Genomic DNA, 20,750 nt, shown 5'->3' on the forward strand with positions numbered 1-20,750 from the left:
TGCTTCGGAGCTGATGGAGACGGGACAATACCGGCCGCATCCGAGTACGGTGAAGTGACCGCTGGCGTATTCCGACTCGGCCGTCAGGTTACATTCCGGATTTGCTAGTGGATCGCGCTCGCGGTCGGTTTCAATCCACTCACCCAACGGCGTGGCACCGATTTGCTTCAGCCCCGACGGTTCAATCAAGGAGACCCAAGTTGGATGCGAAACTTCAGCAGCTACTGGATGAAGCGGAGATTCGCCGCGTTCATATCCGCTATTGCCGCGGCATCGATCGGATGGACTGGGACCTCGTGCGGTCGTGTTATCACCCGGATGCGATCGACAGGCACGGCGTGTACAACGGAGGTGTCGAAGGTTTTATCGACTGGGCAGCCGAGTTGTTGCCGAACTTCGAATCGACGCAGCACTTCACCGGCAACCAGTATGTCGAGGTCCACGGCGACGTGGCGTTTGCGGAACACTATGCGCAGGCAAGCCACCGCACGAAACCCGACGGCGACAAGCCTGCGATGGATTGGGTGGTGAACATTCGCTACGTGGACCGCATGGAGCGGCGAAACGGTGAATGGCGAATTGCCGATCGGGTGGTCGTGCTCGACTCCCAGCGATCGGACCCGGTTCCAGGAGATCTGGCACCGCTCGAAAATTCCAATGTTGGACGCCGTGACAAGGAAGACCCATCGTACAAATACCAGATCGTATGAGGGAAGCGGCCGGTGTCTGCGGCCGGCTCCAAAGGGCCAACCTGTGAGATCAGGCGCTCAAGGTTACTGCAGTTACCTAAACGTTAGAGGAAGCAATGGAAGGGAAATATCGTGTCGGTATCGTCGGCCTGAGCCCAGGACGCGGTTGGGCGGCGACAGCCCATATTCCGGCCTTGCGGGCCTTGTCCGACGTCTTTGAGCTCGCAGGCGTGGCGAATACGAGCCTCGCGAGTGCGCAGGCCGCAGCCGCCGCGTTCGGCATTCCGCGGGCATTCGAAAGTGCCGCTGCGCTGGCCGCATCGCCGGACATCGATATCGTCGTCGTCACCGTCAAGGTTCAGCACCACAAGGAAGTCGTCACGACAGCCCTGCAGGCGGGCAAGAGCGTATACAGCGAATGGCCGCTCGGCAATGGGTTCGAAGAAACCATCGCGCTTGCCGAACTCGCGCGCGAGAAAAAGGCTTTGGCCGTCGTCGGCGCACAGGCGATCGCCTCCCCCGAAGTGCAGTTCATGCGCAAGCTCGTCGCGGGCGGCAAGATCGGCGATGTCCTGTCTTCGACGTACGTCGGATCGGGTTTCAGCTGGGGCGACGACATCCTGCAGGGCGACGCATACGCCATGGACAACCGGAACGGCGCCACACTGCTTTCCGTGATCGGTGGGCACGCGATTTCGGCGATTGATGCCGTCCTCGGCGACATCGAACAGATCGGCGCGGTGCTCTCGCAACGCAGGCAAACCGCGCGCGTCATCGAGACGGGCGAAACCGTCGAGATGAAAACGCCCGACCACCTTATGGCGAACGCGGTTCTGCGCTCCGGAGCGCCGCTGTCGTTGCAAATCCGCGGTGGCGTGCCGCGCGGGACGAAGCTGCTGTGGGAGATCAACGGAAGCGAGGGCGATCTACGCGTCACCGCGAGGAATGAATATGTCCCGGCGGTCAACATCTCGCCCTTGCGCGTCGAGTTCGGACGCAAAGGCGAGAACGGCTACGAGGAACTCGACGTCCCGGATCCGTTCCCGATCGATGCCGACGATGCCGTTGCAGCGCGCAATGTCGCTGGCGTCTATCGGTTGATCGCCGATGATCTGCGCCATGGCACTCGCACGGCGCCCAGCTTCGATCATGCGCGCGCACTTCACAAAGTGCTCCATGCAATCGAGCAGTCGAGTGAAACGGGCAATCGGGTCAGGGTGAGCAAGTAGCAAGTGTGTGCGGCTCTCGTATGCGCCGCACACGCACATGAAGCGTGAAGACACGAGTGTGCAGTGCCTCATCCTGTCCATGTTCGGCCGAGGCCGCGAGCGGAACGCTGCAAGCAGGTTGCAGGTGATGGTCCTGACTGGCCTCGCGGCGGACGCGAACGTCCTTTTGGTGTGCGAGGCCGGTCAGTTGGTCGTAGTCACGCGATCAAGGCGAGCGTGTTAAGAAGAAGATGATGGCTAGCGCAGGAAAGTCGTTACGCTCGATGGTGGAACACTGGCTTGCTCCTACCTCGATGGACATCGTGCATGTGGTCGAATTCAAGAACCAGCGTGCAACGCGGCAATGCTATGTGTGCGTCGAAGCACGCAGGGCCGCCGGAACCGCGGCATTGTTCTTCTTTCGCCACAAGGACGGACTCTGGTGTATTTTTCCGCCGAGCCGGGAGCGTCCGACGATGCGCGTGGTGTGAGCGCACCGCCGCTCTCCGCACGCCGATCAGCAATGTCCCCACGACATCGTCGTTGTGCCAACGACCGGCCGGCGGCTAATCGATCACGGAGTCGCTCTGAGACATCTGAATCAGGTTCGATTCGATCTGGTGCATGACCTTCCAGAAGACACGCATGTCCTTCTGCGAGATTCCGTCGAGCGACTCCGAAATCATGTCAGTCAGATCAGGCAGCAATTCGTCGACGAGACGCTTGCCTTCTTCCTGTAGCATGACGAAATACTTTCGCCTGTCGTTTGGATCGCGGACTCTCTTCACCAGGCCGCGCTTCTCCAGATAGTCGAGGGCGGGGACCGCGGTCGTCGACGCGATGCCTACGCGCTTACTGAGTTCGAGTTGATTGACCTCGCCGCGTTCGGCGAGCACGCGAAGGTAGTACCAATACGCAATCGGAATAGTTTCCCTGTCGAGGATCTTCTGCCCCTGGGCATCGTAGAGTCGGTGTACCGTTCGCGCGATCCATGGAACGGTTCTGCCGCGATCATCAAAAACGTCTGATGCTCTCTTCGCTGTCGCCTCGACTAATTTGGGAGCGCTCGGGGCTGCCTTGGTTGCAGATGAATTGGATTTGGGCATTCACTCATTCCTCGCCATGGGATCGAGCCATCGGTCGGTGCTACCTGTTCAAAATGGATTCAACCAAAACGAAATGATACAGCAGGATTAACACCGCCTCTATGGACAGCGAGGCGAGAAACGGCGTCGGTTGCGGCAAGCGGTACACCTGCACGTCCTGAGCGTTCCGTGGAGGGCGGGACCGTCTCGGTTGACAGGACGGCCGCATCAAGCACATAGCAGCATCAAATGGCGAGGAATCCCCCGTCGACCGCCAGTTCGGCTCCCGTCACGAAGGACGCCTTGTCCGAAAGAAGCCAGACGGCGGCAGCAGCAATCTCCTCCGGGACGCCGATTCTTCCCAGTGGGTGACTGGCTCGAATCTTCTCGATCAAGTCGGCAAATTGCGGATCGGACACCAGTGCCTGAACCATTGGCGTGTCCACCGCACCTGGGAGGATGGCGTTGACTCGGATATGCTTGTCGCCATAGTCGACCGCTGCGCCTTTTGTCAGCCCCAGCACACCGCCCTTGGAGCCACAGTAGTCTGCCGCACTGCGCATCGCTACGCGGCCCAGCGTGGACGAAGTATTGACGATGGACCCGCCACTCGTTTGCAGCATGGCGCGTATCTCATGCTTCATGCAAAAGAACACACCGTCGTAATTGACTGACTGAATTCGGCGCCATTGCGCGGCGGTCAGTTCGTGCAGCGGGACGTTCGTCTGCGAAAGACCGGCATTGTTGAATGCGCCATCGAGCCGGCCACACTTGTTCAATGCCGCAGCCACGAGTGTTTCGACTTGTTCTTCATCGGCCACGTTCGTGGCCTGGAAGATTGCGTCACCGCCCGCCGGATCGCCGAGATCGTCTCCTCTCCCGCCGCAACATCAATATCGGCGACCACTACGCGCGCCCCCGCCATGGAACACGCGAGCGCCGCCGCCCGCCCAATACCCGAGCCACCGCCGGTGACGATGATGGTCTTGCCTTCAAGATCGCGATTCATTTCTTTGTCCGCCATAGATCAATGCTCGAACAGCGGCGAAGTATCGGCGTAGATGCGGCATTCATCGATCAACTTGTCCTGCAACTTCCAGATCGTCACGGCCGGAATCGTCAGCGTCGATCCATCCTTGCGTGTGTAAGTTACGGATATCTGGGAAACGATGACATCCTCGAACGCCCATACATTGACGAGGTCGTGTTTGATGCCAGCAAGCAGCCTCAGGAAATTCTGTGAGGTCGCTGCAGCGTTTACGCGACCGATGACAGGATCGCTATTCGCATGGACGAATGTGCAGTTCTCGGTCAGACAGTTCGCGAACCCCTGCTCGTCCATCGAATCGATCGTTTCATAAACTTTTGAAACAAACTCGTTTACTGCTGCGGGTGTCTGCATAAACAACATCGTGAGTCGTCTCCTTTTTGATGATTGGGTCCATCACAGTTGCCGATGTGAAGCATCCCCTGCGCGGAACGCACTGGGCGCGCCACACTTCTGGTGAAATCGCTTTGGTATGCCAAAAGCGGCAGCAGTCGCTTGAGCGCTCGCTTGACTCGTGTTAGCGACGCCGGCAATTTCGACGTCGTCAGACGAAGCGCGCAGCGCTGGTATGTGAGCCGCAATCGGCCAACTGCGTTACGCACTCAAACCGATGATGCCAACATTGAATCGTCCATCCATGGTCAGTCGCATCTGGCGTGACGCATCAGGCAGCACGTCAAATGTTCGCTTCGGCGAGCCGTACCGCCGAAGCGCTGCGCTTTATCACAGGCCGTACTCGTACGATGGGTCATCGCGATCGCGCCGCCCATAGTTCCAGTCGCCCAACGGCGCAGAGTCAGTGCTTACCGGGATCGTGCGCTCTGAATCGTACACAACGATGCGGTCAACAATTCTCCATTCGTCATCACGCTTTTCCAGGCGATCGACATATCGCACGTTCACAATCCAGTCCGCAGCGGGTTTGCCGTCTGCGGGTTTCGTGCGGTGAAACGCCTGCGCGTAATGCTCCGCGAAAGCGACATTGCCTTGCACCTTCACGTATTGGTTACCGGTGAAATGCATCGTGGTGTCGAAGAGAGGCAACACTTCCCCGGCCCATTTGATAAAACCTTCGACGCCACCTTCGTAAGCACCATGTCGATCAATGGCGTCCGGGTGATAGCACGAACGCACGAGATCAAAGTCCATTCGGTCGATGCCTCGACAATAGCGCATATGAACTTCACGAATCTCCGCCTTGTCTTGAAGTTCCTGACTCTTAAAATCCAATTTGTGTCTCCCAGTTCAAGTAAGAAACTGAGGCACATCGCCCCAACTCAACCTCGGCGATCGCCTCGACGCCCTGCCTCACTTTCCCTACACCGCTACCGCGGCTATCGCACCGCGAAAAAAGATCTACGACTATTAGATTTATGTCGCATGATGCATCATGGTATCATTAGAGTCAAGTGCTTGCCGGTAGCGCCTGATGGGTCCGCTTCAAGTAGATCTCAGCACGCCGGCGCCGCTAGGGAAAGTCCCCAACTGTCCTTGACGATATGAACTCGCCGGTGGGCGGGCACTACACCGGTGCGGGAATAACACTCGGGCTCGCGTTGACGTTCGGATATCTGGCGGCTATGTCAATCGCTGGAAACAGGCAGGCGGAGGTAGACAGCAATGCATATATCCCTACCGCCTCCACCTCTGAGTTGCGCATTGCCTGATAGCCAATTGCTTGCTGCGTGACTGAAGACGGCAGTGTCAACTGTATCGACGAAATGAGGTGACTGGCATGAAGCGACTTGTTTGCGTGATAGGCCTGCTTGCTGCTGCAGGCTTGACAACTCTGGTACTTGGATGGAGGGAGCCGGAACCGTCAGACGAGCCGTCCGGCAAGATTGCGTGTGCTTACTATGGCGAGACTTGCGTGTCTCCAGAGGCTATTTCCAAAGCCTACTTCCGCCTGTTTCCATGAGATCTTCGCTCAGTTCCGGTGCGCGCTTGTGGTCCGGATAACAGGCTCACTGTTTCGGCATCGTTTTGGTGTGCGCCAGCTGGCGAAACGGCGGTGTCGCCGCCCGCTCGGAGCGCGTTGACAGCCGAAATTTCCTTGGGCGTCATCGTAGTCCTCGACACGAACTGTCGAGCGCCCGATACGCACGTCTGTTGAGCGCGCGCAAAAGTTGGAGAGACTCCCAAGGAAGACCGCTTGTGCTTTCGGCAGCGGTATCGGTTTCGACTGGAGTACGCTGCCGGTTGTCCGGCTCCATGCGTATCCATGTTGTCGAAAACCTAAAAACCGCCCTAGTGTTTGACACAGTAAGACTAGAACTTATGCCGGATCCCGATACGAGCGACCGCCTGATGACGATTCGAAGAAGGCGGCAAATCAGCGATGTTCGCGACCGCCGCGTGCCCGGTCGAGTCGTTTCCGCTAACCGTCTGCCACTCGCCTGAAAGATAGACATCGGTGCGCTTGGACAGCGTGTGATTCACACCGGCGGAGAACTGATTGTATTTCGCGCCCCCAATGGTTTGAGTCACGGCATTCCCTTTCAGGAAGTTATAAGCCGCTCCAACCGACCAATCCGGGGCAATCAGGTACTGCAGGCTGACTTCCGCATCGTTGAAATCCGCACTGCTTCCACTAAGCGCGGCAATGTTCGAATAGCGAATGTTCGAATAGGTCGCGCCCATGACGACGCGTCCGAACTTATAGGAACCGCCGGCCGCTACTACCTGGTACGTTCTTGCCGATGCATAGCCGCTGTAGATCGGGCTCGCGGTCAGCCCGTTCGACGTCGCGGTATCGCTTGGGTTGCTCCCGAACAAAGACGCCGCCGGATTGTTGACGTGTGAATATGCCACGGACATGCCAAGCGGGCCCCTCACGAAATGGGCTCCGAAGGAGTATGCCTGGTTGGTTGCAAGCGAGCCTGGCACACCACCGAAGCTATAGAGACCTTCGAAACTCAACCCGCCGAAGTTGGGGCTCTGGTACTTGACTGAATTGTTCTGGCGACGCGTGAAATTGAAATTGTCGAGGTCGCCGGGATGTGCCGCGTGATCCGAGCCAAGATTTGAATCACCGAATTCGTATATTCCGACGTAGTCGACGATGGGATCATATTGCCGCCCGAGCGTCACGGTGCCATACCGGTCACTCGACAATCCTACAAAGGCCTGACGGCCAAATTCAGCGCCGCCTTGCGCGAGATTTCCGGTGTTGAGTTCAAAGCCGTTCTCAAGCGTAAAGATCGCCTTGAGGCCACCGCCGAGATCTTCGGAACCTTTGAGTCCCCAGCGGGATCCGTTCAGCCCGTTGTTGGCATCGAGTCGGAACAGTCTGCCGCCGCTTTTGCTGCCGGCAACAGGCGCATTACTGATTGCTTCGAAACCCTCGTCAATGATGCCGTATAAGGTAATGCTGCTTTGCGCGTACGCGGCAGGGACAGACACAACAAAAGCACATGTCACTATGACTTTTTTCATTAGCAAACTCGCAGGATGCCGGCGTCGCCCGCAGCGCGTGGAAAGCGCAAGCAGGTCCGACGACGCCGAAGCGGAAGAAAGAAGGCAAATCAAAGCCAATGGACGAAACGAACGCCGGCTCGATTTATTCCTCTGACTTTCAGAAAAGAGTTCGCGAGAGTTCTTGCAGCTCCGAATAACGTGGGCGACTGCGGTTGACCAAGCGTGAGCCGAGATCAGTTATCGGGAGGATATCGACGAGCGATCTGGCGTGTTTCACCGCGCATCACTTCGTCGCGCGTACGCGTGTTGCCCATCACGTTCACGCGGCGCACATACACCCGCCCGCTCGCGTCGATCTGCATCGTGAGGTCAAGCGTGTAATGCGTCTGGTCGATCTATGGCTGTGCGGTATCAGTGCGATTGCGTAGCCATATGCGCCCTCCTTGTGGAATGTCGCTTTGGCGGTGGCTTGCAGCTTTTCCGCGGAGAAGCGCTCAGTGTTGACGTTGCCGTCGCGCGCAATTGCGAAATTTGACCTTTCCCCGACGCCTCTTCCTGGCAGACAGCCGACGCAAATTGCATCAAGCAAATGACTTTGCGCCTTACATTTCTCAACGTGCTTCCTAGCGTTTCACTTACTCCAAACACACACATCCAGAAACCGTTGGCATGATCCGGCATATCGGCGAAGCAGACGTACTCAGTGCCAAAGTCAGCTCGCCACATCTCGCCCCATTTCTAAAGCAGTTGCCACATTTCGGTCATGTTCAAGGCCCATTCTCCCGGATGCCTTACGCGGTTGCGAGTCAACAGTTGTCTCCTGTAGCGCGTGCCGTGAAGCCACGAGTTCCTTATCTTCTGGCTGCACTGGACGCCGTTTCCCTCAATCAACGGCAAATAAACAACGAACATGACATCAAACAGTCGACGTGATTTCCTGAGAGCCGCTGCGCAAGCGGCCGGCGCGGCCACCGCACTGGGTGCAGTGCCTCTAGGTATCCGCAGTGCGCTGGCGATACCCGCGCACAATGCGACCGGCACTATCGAAGACGTACAGCACATCGTTGTCTTCATGCAGGAAAATCGTTCCTTCGATAACTACTTCGGATCCCTACGCGGCGTGCGCGGTTTCGGCGATACGCGCCCCATTCCGCTTACAACCGGTAAGTCCGTATTCTTCCAGCCCGCCAACAACGCCGACGGCTATGTCTTGCCTTTCCGCCCCGATCTTCCGAATCTCGGTCTGCAATTCGTGCAGGATCTGGATCACAGTTGGCCCGGCACTCATGCGGCATGGAACAACGGCCGCTATGACCAGTGGGTGCCGGTCAAAGGCACGACGACGATGTTCCATCTAACGCGCGAGGACATCCCGTTTCACTATCAGCTGGCCGACTCATTTACGATTTGCGATGCCTATCATTGCGCGGCCATGACGCCGACCGACCCGAACCGTTACTACATGTGGACCGGCTGGGTGGGCAACGACGGAACCGGAGGCGGCCCGGTGATCGATAACGCCGAAGCCGGTTATTCATGGAGCACATTCCCGGAAAAGCTGGAGGCCGCCGGCATATCGTGGAAGGTCTACCAGGACATGGGCTCCGGTTTGAATCCGTCGACCGGCTGGGGCGACGACCAAAATCCCTTCATCGGCAACTTCGGAGATACGTCGCTTCTGTTCTTCAAGCAGTATCAGAACGCGCAACCCGGCAGTCCGTTGTTCGAAAAGGCACGCACGGGCACACAGGTCGAGGTAAGCGGGACCTACTTCGACATACTCAGAAAGGACGTGCAAAACAATACGCTGCCTCAGGTTTCGTACATCGTGGCCCCGGAAGCGTTTTCGGAACATGGCAACTGGCCGCCGAACTACGGCGCATGGTATGTCGACCAGGTTCTTCAGGCACTCACGTCCAACCCGGAAGTATGGAGCAAGACGGTGCTGCTTCTGACCTACGACGAGAACGACGGCCTCTTCGATCATATGCCGCCGCCGTATGCATCATCCACACCCGAGACTGGCCTTTCCACAGTCTCCACGACGAACGAGTTTTTCGCGGGTTCGGGCAAAAATCAACCCGGTCCCTATGGACTTGGGCCGCGCGTACCGATGATCGCCATCTCGCCATGGTCGAAGGGTGGTTACGTGTGCTCCGAAGTCTTCGACCACACATCGATCATCCGGTTTATCCAGAAACGTTTCGGGCACGGCAACAGCCTGGAGGAGCCGAACATTACGGCATGGCGCCGCACGGTGTGCGGAGACCTGACATCGGTTTTCAATTTCAGGAATCCAAACGACAGCTTCCCGCAACTGCCGGTCACCACCTTTCCGGCGGACAAGAACCGTCACCCGGACGTCATACCAGTCGTGCCGAGCACCCAGTCACTGCCGCAACAGGAATTCGGTGTGCGGCCGGCACGCGCACTGCCGTACGAATTCTTCGTTCGCGGCGGCGTGAACGCACAAGGCAACGCGTTCCGTTTGCACATGACGAACACGGGGCACGCGGGTGTGAACTTCCTGGTCTATTCGGGCAATGCGACGGATCTGCCGCGCAGCTATACGGTTGAAGCAGGCAAGGATCTTTCGGACGATTTGATGCTCGCTCCGGGTGGGAGCTACGACTTTTCCTTGTTCGCACCCAACGGCTATCTGCGCCGCTTTGTAGGCAAGGCAGGCTCTACGCGCAATCAAGGAACAGCGGTTCAGATTGCCGATGGCTACGATGTCGCAAACGGCAATCTGCAACTGCGTCTGACGAACCCGGGTAAAGAGCGATCTGTTTTCAAGGTCGACAGCGCCTACAACTCGCCGATAAGCGGCGAGCGCAGCGTGCGCGGCGGTGATGTCAGCGTTCTGATGATTGATCTGCGAAATTCATTCGGGTGGTACGACCTGACAGTGACAGTCGACTCTGACAAAAACGCCCTGTGGCGCATTGCCGGTCACGTAGAGACCGGGCGCGACAGCGCATCAGATCCAGCGCTTGGAGGCTGAGGTTGAGTCGCTAACGCCAGCCGACCGGTCGTCAACTTCTTGAGGGTAGTTGACGATCGGGACTCCATCCAACGGGTCATGAGACCGCCACGGTCAGTAATGAATGGGCCGGTACGGCCGCTGGTTATTTCATCCTTCACCCCGCGGGCATAGGTCCCGTCGATCATGGAAAAACCATTTCTAGCCATGCAGATGTTCACCAGGGTAATCGGGTCGATATTCCGCTGCAGGCACCCTGCATGGGCACGCGCAAATTGTCGCCTGGCAGGCGACAGCGACGAGACAAGTCTCTCGCGCGGCTTATCGGGCAATCGCATTCTCCCGGCAATGTTCCTGCTCGCCACGCTCAGCGCGTGCGGAGACAACAGCAATGCGCCGGACGCCAGTTCCACATCAGCGTCGGCAACCGCGCCTCAGATTTCAGTTTCGGCACAACCGTCTGCCGCTACCCAGGATACGTCAACCGGCCTGCCCCCACCACCATGGACAGCCTCTGCGCCGCAGTCCTCTTCAGACGCGTTGCTGTCGCCCGTGATTCATACAGTGGACTAGCGGGAGGCAGCAGATTCCAGCAGCAGAACTGCTCGGCCGTGCGGACATTCCATGTATGCTCGGCCACAACCGGACGGTTGCAGCCCGCTCGCTGAGGCCGGGCCGTCCATTCAGGTGGCCCGTCGTGGCACCGCGAATCGTGAACGCCGATCGAAACGATGGAACAGGTCACCAGACGGTCATAGCGCCATACCACCGTCGATGGTAAGGCTCGAGCCAGTCATGTAGCCTGACTCCTTGCGGGCGAGGTAGGCAACCAGACCGGCGATCTCATCCGGATCGCCAGCGCGCCTAAGCGGAATGAGCGGCTTGATCGCGTCGATATGATCGGCCGTCATGTCCGTTACGGTTGGCCCGGGTTGAATGTTGTTGACTGTAATGCCCCGGCCAGCCAGGTCAATGGCGATACCTTTTACCATGACGGCAACTGCAGCCTTCGTCATTGAGTAAACGCTCGAACCCGGATGTCCGCTTCGCACCGCTGTGTTGCTGCCGATCGTAATGATCCGGCCACCTTCAGTGAGACGCGCAGCCGCGGCCTGAATGGCGAGAAAGACACCACGCACGTTGATGTCCAGCATGCGGTCAAGATTTTCCACGCTCACCGTCGCGACGTCACCAAGCATCAAGATGCCAGCGTTGACAACCGCAATATCCAGTTTTCCAAAATGATCCACGGTCTGCGCGACGGCTGCCTTGATAGCAGCCGGATCCGCGTTGTCAGCCTTGATTGCAAGGCCAGACCGCCCGGTGGCCTCGATTGCCCGAACCGTTTCGGCGGCTCGCTCCGGCGCCGAAACGTAGGTCACCGTTACGTCGGCGCCCTCTCTTGCCAGACGTCTCGCCGCGGCCGCGCCAATGCCTCGCGAGCCGCCAAAGACAATGGCAATCTTTCCTGTAAGTCCGCAATTCTCGTTCACCAGCATCTCCATTGTTGACAGATCAGTCCATAATTGGGCGCGCGTCGACCACGTCAGGCTTTCCTTGTCTAGCGCGGTCTAAAGCGGCTGATTGCAAATCTGGCCTGTGCGCGCAGACTCCTAACGTCCCCACCTGCACGGGCCCCGAGCTGAATGCCTTGCATCGTCATCTGCAAAAAGGCGGCTGCTTCGCGGGCGTCGATGGCGAGGTCGACTTCTCCGCATGCCTGTCCCTCACGGATGCGTTCGACCAGGCGCCTGAAAAGCCTTGGGCCCACTTTGCTTCGTAGCATCACAAGATCCGGATCCGCAGTACCGAATTCACTGACAGCGCCGACACCCATGCACCCGAGTGCACGGACGCTGTCATCTTCGGCTATGAGGCCGAGCAAAAGCGCCTCGATTCCACGTAACGGCGAGGCACTGCTATTCAGACGCTCCAGGTGGCTCGCATTGCTTTCCCGTTGATATCGCTCCAGCGCTTCAAGGTAGAGCTTCCGTTTGTCACCGAACGCGTTGTAGAGGCTTTGCCGCCCGATGTTCATGGCAGCGAGCAGGTCTTCGGTTGAAGTCGACGCGTAGCCTTTCGCCCAGAACACGCGTGTAGCGCGGTCCAGTGCCTCGTTTCGATCGAACTCTCTAGGTCTAGCCATGGCTTGAGGATATTCATTATGGACTGGTATGTCAATAACGTTCGATGCTACTGCCGTTGCAGACGTCAGAGATCGCATCCCAGACCTTATTCAGTGCATGGTCTTCGCCATGATGGGAGATTTGCTAGTGGTCTAATAGCGCCGCTGCCGTCGCATCATTGCGGTGACTGTCGCGCGATTGCGAAGACGTGGCCGCAAGATTCAAGCGGGCGCAAAAAGCGAACGCTGAGGTGACAAGCAAGAGAATATTGTCGCCTCGTCAGAGCAGTCGGTAACGTTGTTCTCTAGAATGAGGCATCCGTTCCGATGCTCCACTCAAATTCGAGGATTCCATTCATGAGATTTTCGACTGTATTACGCCGCGCCTGCTTTTCCTTTCTTGTTGTATTGCTCCCCTCTCTCGCTTCAGCACAAGACTATCCCACTCCGCGTGAAGGCGACTGGATCGCGCCAAGCTTCACATTCCATACTGGCGAAACCCTGAACAATGTTCGCCTTCACTATGTGACCGTCGGCGACCCCACGAAGCCGGCGATTCTCGTGCTTCACGGTACGAACCAAACCGGCGCGAGCATGTTGACACCGCACTTTGCCGGCAAGTTGTTCGGACCGGGGCAACCGCTCGATGCGACGAAGTATTTCATCATCCTGCCCGACGGACTCGGCATCGGTAAGTCCACCAAGCCCTCCGATGTTCTGCGCGCTAGCTTTCCGCAATACGACTATGACGATATGGTGTCCGCACAATATCGGATGGTGACCGAAGGACTCGGGATTCATCATCTTCGCCTTGCCCTCGGCTATTCCATGGGCGGCATGCAGGTCTGGCTTTGGGGCGAAAAATATCCGGACATGATGGATGCGCTCGTACCGATGGCGTCCCAGCCTACCGAAATGTCCGCGCGCAACTGGATGATGCGCCGCATGTTCGTCGAGTCGATCGAACAGGATCCGGCGTGGAACCATGGCAACTATACGACTGAGCCTCCATCGTTGCGCCTCGCCGGCGCGATGTTCGCAATCGCCACCAGCGGCGGCACGCTCGCATATCAGGCGCTGGCTCCGACACACGCGAAGGCCGACAAGATCGTCGACGATATGCTGGCGGCGCCGCAGAAGAGCGATGCCAACGATGTCCTCTATCAATGGGCGTCATCGGCCGACTATAACGCCGCGCCGGGACTGAGTCACATCCAGGCGCCTTTGCTGGCGATTAACTCCGCGGATGACGAACGCAACCCGCCCGAGACCGGCACGATGCAGATGTCGCTCAAACAATTGAAGAACGCCCGCTTGCTGCTGATTCCTGCCAGCGCCGAAACCCGCGGACACGCTACATTAGCCGACGCGACGTTCTACGCCCAGCAGCTTGGTGTTTTCATGAAGGAGACTGCCACGCACTGAGACGGCCGTGCATGCTCGCCCTGATTTGGCAGGTCATGGCGCCGACCATTCAGGGCTTTCTCGCTGACGCGAGCACACACGGCATCGGGACTTGTACCTCACCATTGTCCGTGTACGATGCCGCATCGTCGGACACAGCTTTCTGGATCGAAGCCAGCGCCTCCGGTGACTGCGCCTTCAAGATCGCCGCGATGCGCACACCTCCGCGCATCAGGACGTCGAAGGGCGTTTCGGGCGCGCGGATACGCAACGTTTGACTGACTTCCTCAATGCGAGGCTCAACGAAGCCCGCATCGAGCAGCGCACGCTCCGACTCGTGCGAGTCGCTGAAGCGGAAGAAGGGAGGCCCAGAGGGTAGCGGGACGTCTATGCGACCGTGCTTCTCAATGGCCTTGAGCACCATCCCGAATCCAACGGTCTGGTCCGGCGGCGCCCAAACGGTAAACGCGATTCTGCCGCCCGGTCGCAGCACCCGTAATGCTTCGGCAAGCACCGCGTCGGGGCGAGCGAAATGCAACATTCCGAAGCTGATACCGACCGCGTCAAAACTCACATCCGGAAAAGGCAGATCTTCGGCACTGCCGGGACGGAAAGCGAGGTCGGGAAAAATGCGTTGCGCTTGCTTGACCATCGCGTCCGCGAAATCGACGCCAACCACATCAGCGCCGCGACGTGCCGCCGCTGCCGCAAGATAGCCGGGACCTGACGCGACATCGAGAAACTGGACGCCGGCACGAACCTCTAGCGCATCCAGCAGCGCATCATTGGACTGCGTCGTCAGTTCGCCAAAATACGAGTGATATGCTAATGCGACCGTTTCCCAACCCTGATGCTCAAAGGCGCTGAATTCGTCTTGTTCCATGTCACCCCTCCATGAGCGTTTGCCCTGCCGCGACACCGACATGGGTTCGACGCGATCCGCGCCGACGCATGGTGTTCAGGTTAGTGGCATTCGGTCACCGTTCGAAACCAGAGATTGTTGCAGCTACGCCAGCTTCAGAATGAAGGGCGTTTCGCTGCGCTTGTCGGAATCAAACTGGGAGCGGTCGGTGAAATTAACGTGCTTCCCATACACGTGCAGTGATAGCGTGACATGATCGGACTCGTTGCACACGCTGTGGATCGTGCCGCTAGGCATCGCGAGCACGTCGCCGGGACGGAACACTCTTTCTCCGCTCTGGCGCAGCTCCGCGTAGCCTGGGCGCGTGCGGTCGTCCGTCCGTTCCCAGAACACGTTCTTTTCCGGGCCGTCCACGCCCCCGACAATCGCCCACGTGCCATGGTCATGCGGCGGTATTCCACGTCCGGGAAGCCAACTCACGGCGAACACCGCGAGCGTATGGTCTGGCTCCTCGTGGAGCACGTGCACACCAAAACCCTGTGCGCTGTCCGCCTGGTAGTGGCGTGGCTCGAGCCAGGAGCAGGAGAGCGCAAACCGTTGCACCAGCGGCCGCATCGTCGCGATGACCCAATGCTCATCGCGCCCTTCGCAAGCGGTGTGCCGCAGGTCAGTGATGAACCGGTTAAGAGAGTACGCGTCGTCTTTCATCATCTTTCCTTCACCTCGGTGGCTTCCGAGCCCCAGTCCCACCGAGCCGGCACTGAAGCTTTGCTAAACTATTTACAGACCTCGCCGGCCGCCGCCGCATCTGGACTCCGATAGCCGTTCACCCGGCTTTACAGGCATTTTCAACGGATCTGACAGCTTCAGTCTCTGCCCGGAACTCTCAAACGACAAGTGAATTCCGCTCGAGGAAACATCAGCGACACTTAACTTTCGTGCGCACCCTTGACCTGGACCTGCTTCGCACCTTCGTCGCGGTCGCCGACGGGGAAAGCTTTGCTCTTGCTGCCGAGCGAGTGCACCGCACGCAATCTGCCGTCACGCAACAGATGGCCCGCCTCGAACTGCAACTCGGCGTGGCACTGTTCCAGAAGGTCGGCCGCTCGAAGCGGCTGACCGAGCCCGGCGTGCGGCTCCTGGACTATGCGCGCCAACTGCTCGCATTGAACGACGAAGTGCTGGAAACGCTGGCGGCACCCGACCTGCGCGGGCCGCTGCGCATTGGAAGCCCTTATGACGCCGCAGAGTTCTTGCTGCCGCCCTTGCTCGCGCGCTTTTCGGCCCTCTATCCCCACGTGCAGATCGAGGTGCATCCTGCCCGCACCGCCCACCTGTTGCAAGCGCTCAAGCAAGGGCAAATCGAGATTAGCCTCGTTGCAATGCCGGAAGGAATGGTGGATCCCGCGCACCCAAGCGTACGCTTGCGAACCTCGCCAATGGTTTGGATGGCTGCCGCCGAATACGTGCACGATCCGTCGCAGCCTGTGCCCCTGGTCTTGCCCAACGAGCCGAGCCACTACCGCGCGACGGCGCTCGCCGCTCTAAATGCGCACCAAATCCCTTGGCACATTCGGCACGTATCCACTTCGCTTGCGTTCGGCGGCTTGCGGGCCGCGTTGCGCGCCGGTCTGGGGGTGACGGTAAGGCCCATCGAAATGCTTGCCTCCGAACTGCGGGTCCTGGACGAAGCCGAGGGGCTGCCACGCCTGCCCAGTCTATGTTTCGATCTCTATCTGCGTGACTGGAGAGTGAGCCCGCCCGCACAGCGGCTGTTCGAGGCTGTGGCCGGAGGCGGCGTCCTGCAATCAATCGGATCGCGATACAAGTGAAGACTTTTTTTGGGTGCGGCCAATCTCCAGACTACCGTCTTAACATAGTTCGACTTCGGCAAAGGCCACTGCCGAGGATAGGCGATCCGACGGTGGCCGACTTCTACGCCGACAAAGATCATTCCGGGCATGTGATTCGCGAGAGCGGTCATTGGTATGGTGTTTCCAGGGAGGGAGCGAGCAGAGCGCTCATGTGTGCGGGCGGGTCACCCGCTCATTGCTCGCGGGTCGGCGCGTTCGCGTCTAAGAGCGGTGCCATTGCCAGGCCAAATACTTGCTTCCTCGTTGCTCGGGCGAGCAAGCAGGCCCGTCCTGCCTACTGCAGGTGATTTTCAGAGACGTTTGTCGATGTAAAACCTGCAACGCGCGCATCAATTCCGGACAATTCCCTCGCAGGAGCTAGTCATGATTTCCTTCCTCCGTCCGGCGTCATGTCGTCTTCTGGGTATGTGTCTTCTGTTCCTGGCCGCCTGTGGTGGGAATGGCTCTGGGGATGGAGCCTCAGGCGCTGCAGGAAGCTCTGGTAGCTCGGGAGGGAGCGTGACTGCTGGCGCGTTGTCGCTCTCGGTAACCGGCCTCCCAACTGATACGGCCGCAAACGTGTCTGTGGCCGGCCCTGGCGGGTTCAGCCGGGTAGTGAGCCGATCCGACACGCTGGCAAACCTCGCGACCGGAACCTATACCGTCACGGCTGACCGTGTACTGAACGGCACCTCGTTGTACAGCCCGACCAACCTAAGTCAGTCTGTCACGGTGACTGCGGGCGCTTCGTCGGCAGTCACCGTTGCCTACGGGCCTGCTGAAACGTTTCGCCTCACAGTGACCGGGGTAGCGAGTGGACTTACCGCTCCGATTTACCTTACCGCGCCTGCCAATGACCCCCGTCTTTTTGTTGTCGAGCGAGCGGGGCGGATACGGATCGTCCGCGACGGGACGCTGCTCTCGGCGCCATATCTTGATATCTCGGCGCTGACTTCGACCGATGGCGAGCGTGGCTTGCTGTCGATGGCGTTCGACCCGGCATACGCGTCGAACGGACGGTTTTACGTCTATTACACCGCAGCAGATGGAGCGATCACAGTATCTCGATTCCAAGTCTCTTCCGCCAACCCTGACGTAGCCAATCCGAGCGGCACGGTGCTTCTGACAGTTCCGCACCCAGGTGCATCGAATCACAACGGCGGCCAGCTCGCCTTTGGGCCAGACGGGATGCTGTACCTGGCGCCCGGCGACGGTGGCGGCTCGAATGATCCCGCCGGCAATGCGCAGAACAAAGCATCTTTGCTCGGAAAGATGCTGAGGATTGACGTGAGGGGCAACGGCTACGCGATACCTTCTGACAACCCGCCCGCTACAGGCGCAGGCGACCGGCCGGAGATCTGGGCGGGCGGTCTGCGAAATCCGTGGCGATTCTCCTTCGATATGACGGGGCAGATCTACATCGCGGATGTCGGCGAGTCCGCGCGCGAGGAGGTCAACGTCGTCCCGGCGACAAGCGGCGGGCTGAATTATGGCTGGGACAGAATGGAAGGTACGTTGTGCGTCGGCGCGGCCACCTGCGATACCACGGCTCTGACGCCCCCGGTCTTCGAATACACCCACGCAAGCGGAGGCTGTGCGATCCTCGGAGGCTATGTCTATCGAGGCGCCGCCGTACCTGAGATCCAGGGCCGTTATTTCTACACCGATCTATGCACCGGCCGACTGCAGAGTTTCGTCTTTCGTGATGGTGTCGTGACGGAATCGGTTGATTGGTCATTGCCAATACCGGGGACTGTGTACTCTTTCGGCGCAGATGCCGCGCAGGAGATTTATGTGCTGACCGCAGGGGAAGTGTTGCGAATCCAGCGGGCGCAATAGCGATATCGCCCGTCGCCAATGTTCGTAACGTTGCTGCGTCGCGAAAGTAGGACCACGTGAGTGAGAATGAGCGCTGGCGTTAGTCCATTATCGGATATCCACGAACGGCCGGTAAACGGCGAACAGCAGGCGCCCGCGTTATCGCCGCGCAGGACTGTTTCTGGCCAACTGCTGTCCGGCGCGGTCGGCAGAACCCGGCCCGAAAGGGCCTCTCGGAATTCCCGGTAGCGGCCCCACTTTTGAGGCTATGTCGGACGATTCAAAGCCGTCTGGCCGATCAAGTCGCCGATTGGACGCGCCCTTATTTTCCTGGACCAAAGAGCGGCCGATAATTGGTCTCGGGTTTCATTCGACTGGTTGCTCCCTCGTCTTGCTGTCAGTATCGTCAATCGGAAGTTCCTTCCCGCAATTGCGTCGGAGCACTATGCTTTTCATCAAGTGAGGTGCGAGGCCAAGGCTCGCGAACGGCCACCAGATAGGTGTGCAAATCCCGATTGATCCCACGCGCCCGATGTCGTTCTTGTCGACTGTTCGGCGCGAGGCTTCTGGGTACGGCATCGCGTCGTCGCGCGTGCGCGCGATGGATAAACTCTTCAAGGAGGCAGCGTCATGGACGAGGTTGCGATTCAGGGATTTCGCGGAAGGCTGATCGGTCCGTCAGACCAGGACTACGACGAGGCGCGAGCACTGTACAACGGCATGATCGATAAGCGGCCCAAAGTGATCGCTCGCTGCACCGATGCCGCCGATGTCATAGCGGCGGTCAACTACGCGCGCGATAACAAGCTGCCTCTGGCAATCCGCGGAGGCGGACACAACGGCCCCGGTTTGGGCAGTTGCGACGATGGGCTGGTCATCGACCTGTCGCAGATGCGCAGCGTGCGCGTCGACCCAGCGAGCCGCACCGTGCGTGTCGATCCAGGCTGCACCGCAGCGGATCTCGATCACGCGACCCACGCCTTTGGCCTCGCCGTACCACTCGGCATCGTCGGCAGCACGGGCGTCGCAGGTCTGACCTTGGGCGGCGGAACCGGCTATCTCACGCGCGAGCACGGCCTCACGATCGACAATTTGCTCGAAGTGGATGTAGTGCTGGCCGACGGCTCTTTCGTCACCGCTAACAAGGACAAGCACGTTGACCTGTTCTGGGCGTTACGCGGTGGCGGCGGCAACTTCGGCGTGGTCACGAGCTTTCTATTTCAGGCCCACCAAGCCAAAATGGTGTTCGCCGGTCCGATCTTCTGGGACGCCAAGGACGCCAGGCAAGTTATGGCGATGTACCGCGACTTCATCCCAAACGCTCCCGAGGAGCTTGGCCTATTCGTCGGCCTCAAAACCGTGCCTCCAGTCGATCCCTTCCCTAAGGAGCACTGGAACAAACGCGCCTGCGCTCTGATCGGCGCTTTCAACGGACCGATCGCAGAGGGTCAGAAGCTCATGGCCTCGCTGCTCGAGAAACTGCCCACCCCGCTGTTCAACTGGATGGGCGAGATGCCGTGGACTGCCATCAACAGTCTGTTCGACCCGTTCTTCCCTAAAGGCTTGCAGTGGTACTGGAAGGGCGACTTTGTCAAGGCGCTGCCTGACGAGGCGATCGACGTGCACATCGCCAACGCGCTCAAGGCACCCACCCCCTTCTGCCTGATGCACCTTTACCCCATAGACGGCGCCGTTCGGCGCGTCGCCAAGGATGCGACGCCGTGGAGCGCGCGGGACGCGTCTTTTTCGATGGTAATTGCCGCGATCAGCCCCGATCCCAAGGACGCCGAGGCGCTTAAGGCCTGGGGCCGTGCCTACTGGGGGGCCATCCACCCGTTCAATCTGGAAGGCGCCTACGTCAACTTCCTGGACGCCGACGAGGCCGAGAACCGCGTCGAACTAAGCTACGGCGACAACTACAAGCGCCTTGCCTCGATCAAGGCGAAGTACGATCCCAACAACCTGTTCCGAGTCAATCAGAACATTAAGCCGAAGGCGTGAGTCTACGCGCGCGGCCTCGCCGCGTGGCGGTGTTCAGCGCGACGCTCGCTAGAATACTGACGAACGGGTACGTGAATCAGATCGGATCTAACTGAACTCCGCCTGGATCACGTTCCCCGCGCACGAGGTCACTGGGGACCCAGTGTGTGCAAGCTACGCGAAACGGTTAGCGAAAGTCCGCTTCAGAGCCGTTCTCTGCCTGACGCGCGTGCATAAAGTCGGCACCACGGGATTTCCTTTGTTCTCAGTCCCGATGC

The 20,750-nt window shown here is 59.0% G+C and carries 17 protein-coding genes and 2 pseudogenes; 8 read left to right on the forward strand and 11 right to left on the reverse strand.

Features of this window, described 5'->3' with window-relative positions; translation table 11 throughout:
* Positions 1–189: hypothetical protein (locus P0D73_RS22365; protein ID WP_408432917.1), on the reverse strand; the 189-nt coding region annotated here is incomplete at its 3' end.
* Between the two features lie 11 nt (positions 190–200).
* On the opposite strand from P0D73_RS22365, the gene P0D73_RS22370 reads away from it, so the two are divergent.
* From P0D73_RS22370 to P0D73_RS22380, 3 genes are all read left to right on the forward strand, one after another.
* On the forward strand, positions 201–710 hold the full coding sequence (locus P0D73_RS22370) for a nuclear transport factor 2 family protein (RefSeq protein WP_132379622.1): 510 nt from the start codon (positions 201–203) through the stop codon (positions 708–710).
* 95 nt (positions 711–805) lie between these two features.
* Positions 806–1,918 (forward strand): Gfo/Idh/MocA family protein, encoded by a 1,113-nt coding sequence (locus P0D73_RS22375; RefSeq protein WP_408319569.1) that lies wholly within the window; start codon positions 806–808, stop codon positions 1,916–1,918.
* 233 nt (positions 1,919–2,151) lie between these two features.
* Complete coding sequence (locus P0D73_RS22380) at positions 2,152–2,388, forward strand: hypothetical protein (protein WP_408179516.1); 237 nt, start codon at positions 2,152–2,154, stop codon at positions 2,386–2,388.
* A gap of 75 nt (positions 2,389–2,463) precedes the next feature.
* Here P0D73_RS22380 and P0D73_RS22385 read toward each other — a convergent pair whose 3' ends face one another.
* From P0D73_RS22385 to P0D73_RS22410, 6 genes and pseudogenes are all read right to left on the reverse strand, one after another.
* Entirely contained in the window at positions 2,464–3,003 is a 540-nt protein-coding gene (locus tag P0D73_RS22385) for a MarR family winged helix-turn-helix transcriptional regulator (RefSeq protein WP_408319565.1), read from the reverse strand.
* Positions 3,004–3,227: 224 nt separating this feature from the next.
* A pseudogene (locus P0D73_RS22390) lies at positions 3,228–4,006 on the reverse strand (SDR family NAD(P)-dependent oxidoreductase).
* A 3-nt stretch (positions 4,007–4,009) separates the two neighbouring features.
* Positions 4,010–4,393: a nuclear transport factor 2 family protein gene (locus P0D73_RS22395; protein WP_408319563.1), complete on the reverse strand. Its 384-nt coding sequence runs from the start codon at positions 4,391–4,393 to the stop codon at positions 4,010–4,012.
* Positions 4,394–4,753: 360 nt separating this feature from the next.
* Positions 4,754–5,260, reverse strand: a complete 507-nt coding sequence (locus tag P0D73_RS22400) for a nuclear transport factor 2 family protein (RefSeq protein ID WP_408179520.1) — start codon at positions 5,258–5,260, stop codon at positions 4,754–4,756.
* 1,038 nt (positions 5,261–6,298) lie between these two features.
* Complete coding sequence (locus tag P0D73_RS22405) at positions 6,299–7,465, reverse strand: porin (protein WP_408179521.1); 1,167 nt, start codon at positions 7,463–7,465, stop codon at positions 6,299–6,301.
* Between the two features lie 242 nt (positions 7,466–7,707).
* Positions 7,708–7,943 (reverse strand): annotated as a pseudogene (locus P0D73_RS22410) (outer membrane protein assembly factor BamA); the annotation flags it as partial.
* 414 nt (positions 7,944–8,357) lie between these two features.
* Here P0D73_RS22410 and P0D73_RS22415 point away from each other — a divergent pair.
* Positions 8,358–10,451, forward strand: a complete 2,094-nt coding sequence (locus P0D73_RS22415) for a phosphocholine-specific phospholipase C (protein WP_408319561.1) — start codon at positions 8,358–8,360, stop codon at positions 10,449–10,451.
* Between the two features lie 731 nt (positions 10,452–11,182).
* On the opposite strand, the gene P0D73_RS22420 is transcribed toward P0D73_RS22415, so the two are convergent.
* Together P0D73_RS22420 and P0D73_RS22425 are read right to left on the reverse strand one after the other, a co-directional pair.
* Entirely contained in the window at positions 11,183–11,935 is a 753-nt protein-coding gene (locus P0D73_RS22420; protein WP_408319559.1) for an SDR family NAD(P)-dependent oxidoreductase, read from the reverse strand.
* A gap of 56 nt (positions 11,936–11,991) precedes the next feature.
* Positions 11,992–12,576, reverse strand: a complete 585-nt coding sequence (locus P0D73_RS22425) for a TetR/AcrR family transcriptional regulator (RefSeq protein ID WP_408179524.1) — start codon at positions 12,574–12,576, stop codon at positions 11,992–11,994.
* Between the two features lie 336 nt (positions 12,577–12,912).
* Here P0D73_RS22425 and P0D73_RS22430 point away from each other — a divergent pair, with 336 nt between their 5' ends.
* The gene (locus P0D73_RS22430; protein WP_408319557.1) at positions 12,913–13,980 is read left to right on the forward strand and encodes an alpha/beta fold hydrolase; all 1,068 of its coding nucleotides are present in this window, start codon (positions 12,913–12,915) and stop codon (positions 13,978–13,980) included.
* Between the two features lie 49 nt (positions 13,981–14,029).
* Here the strand turns inward: P0D73_RS22430 and P0D73_RS22435 are convergent, their stop codons facing one another.
* Positions 14,030–14,842 carry a class I SAM-dependent methyltransferase gene (locus P0D73_RS22435; RefSeq protein WP_408319555.1) on the reverse strand — a complete coding sequence of 271 codons (813 nt, stop codon included), beginning with the start codon at positions 14,840–14,842 and terminating at the stop codon, positions 14,030–14,032.
* 123 nt (positions 14,843–14,965) lie between these two features.
* On the reverse strand, positions 14,966–15,532 hold the full coding sequence (locus P0D73_RS22440) for a cysteine dioxygenase family protein (protein ID WP_408319553.1): 567 nt from the start codon (positions 15,530–15,532) through the stop codon (positions 14,966–14,968).
* A gap of 227 nt (positions 15,533–15,759) precedes the next feature.
* Between P0D73_RS22440 and P0D73_RS22445 the strand changes: the two genes are divergently transcribed.
* From P0D73_RS22445 to P0D73_RS22455, 3 genes are all read left to right on the forward strand, one after another.
* Positions 15,760–16,653, forward strand: a complete 894-nt coding sequence (locus P0D73_RS22445) for a LysR substrate-binding domain-containing protein (protein ID WP_408319551.1) — start codon at positions 15,760–15,762, stop codon at positions 16,651–16,653.
* 636 nt (positions 16,654–17,289) lie between these two features.
* A complete protein-coding gene (locus P0D73_RS22450) occupies positions 17,290–18,513 on the forward strand; it encodes a PQQ-dependent sugar dehydrogenase (protein ID WP_408432919.1) in 1,224 nt (407 codons plus the stop codon).
* 609 nt (positions 18,514–19,122) lie between these two features.
* On the forward strand, positions 19,123–20,493 hold the full coding sequence (locus tag P0D73_RS22455) for an FAD-binding oxidoreductase (protein WP_408319547.1): 1,371 nt from the start codon (positions 19,123–19,125) through the stop codon (positions 20,491–20,493).
* Positions 20,494–20,750 lie beyond the last annotated feature (257 nt).

Source organism: Paraburkholderia sp. RL18-101-BIB-B (assembly GCF_046026985.1).
Lineage (GTDB): Bacteria > Pseudomonadota > Gammaproteobacteria > Burkholderiales > Burkholderiaceae > Paraburkholderia.

Coding starts and splice junctions, on each gene's coding strand:
- P0D73_RS22375 (WP_408319569.1), top strand. CDS start 806: ATGGAAGGGAAATATCGTGTCGGTATCGTCGGCCTGAGCCCAGGACGC.
- P0D73_RS22380 (WP_408179516.1), top strand. CDS start 2,152: ATGGCTAGCGCAGGAAAGTCGTTACGCTCGATGGTGGAACACTGGCTT.
- P0D73_RS22385 (WP_408319565.1), bottom strand. CDS start 3,003: ATGCCCAAATCCAATTCATCTGCAACCAAGGCAGCCCCGAGCGCTCCC.
- P0D73_RS22395 (WP_408319563.1), bottom strand. CDS start 4,393: ATGTTGTTTATGCAGACACCCGCAGCAGTAAACGAGTTTGTTTCAAAA.
- P0D73_RS22405 (WP_408179521.1), bottom strand. CDS start 7,465: ATGAAAAAAGTCATAGTGACATGTGCTTTTGTTGTGTCTGTCCCTGCC.
- P0D73_RS22415 (WP_408319561.1), top strand. CDS start 8,358: ATGACATCAAACAGTCGACGTGATTTCCTGAGAGCCGCTGCGCAAGCG.
- P0D73_RS22420 (WP_408319559.1), bottom strand. CDS start 11,935: ATGGAGATGCTGGTGAACGAGAATTGCGGACTTACAGGAAAGATTGCC.
- P0D73_RS22425 (WP_408179524.1), bottom strand. CDS start 12,576: ATGGCTAGACCTAGAGAGTTCGATCGAAACGAGGCACTGGACCGCGCT.
- P0D73_RS22430 (WP_408319557.1), top strand. CDS start 12,913: ATGAGATTTTCGACTGTATTACGCCGCGCCTGCTTTTCCTTTCTTGTT.
- P0D73_RS22435 (WP_408319555.1), bottom strand. CDS start 14,842: ATGGAACAAGACGAATTCAGCGCCTTTGAGCATCAGGGTTGGGAAACG.
- P0D73_RS22440 (WP_408319553.1), bottom strand. CDS start 15,532: ATGATGAAAGACGACGCGTACTCTCTTAACCGGTTCATCACTGACCTG.
- P0D73_RS22455 (WP_408319547.1), top strand. CDS start 19,123: ATGGACGAGGTTGCGATTCAGGGATTTCGCGGAAGGCTGATCGGTCCG.